The sequence below is a fragment of the Anaerotignum lactatifermentans genome, assembly GCF_016902535.1.
Lineage (GTDB): Bacteria > Bacillota > Clostridia > Lachnospirales > Anaerotignaceae > Anaerotignum > Anaerotignum lactatifermentans_A.
This window is the reverse complement of the sequence record NZ_JACSNY010000076.1, coordinates 1-219: the sequence shown is the minus strand read 5'-3', so window position 1 is coordinate 219 and position 219 is coordinate 1. Positions and strand designations below refer to the sequence as shown.

The window sequence follows — 219 nt, the reverse complement described above, 5'->3', positions numbered from 1 at the left end:
TCTTCGGAACATCGGTGACAGGTGGTGCATGGTTGTCGTCAGCTCGTGTCGTGAGATGTTGGGTTAAGTCCCGCAACGAGCGCAACCCTTATCTTCAGTAGCCATCATTGAGTTGGGCACTCTGGAGAGACTGCCGTGGATAACACGGAGGAAGGTGGGGATGACGTCAAATCATCATGCCCCTTATGTCTTGGGCTACACACGTGCTACAATGGCTGG

The 219-nt window shown here is 53.4% G+C and carries 1 rRNA gene; it reads left to right on the top strand.

Going from position 1 to position 219, the window contains the following annotated elements:
- Window positions 1–219: ribosomal RNA gene (locus H9X84_RS12930) — 16S ribosomal RNA — on the top strand; the annotation flags it as partial.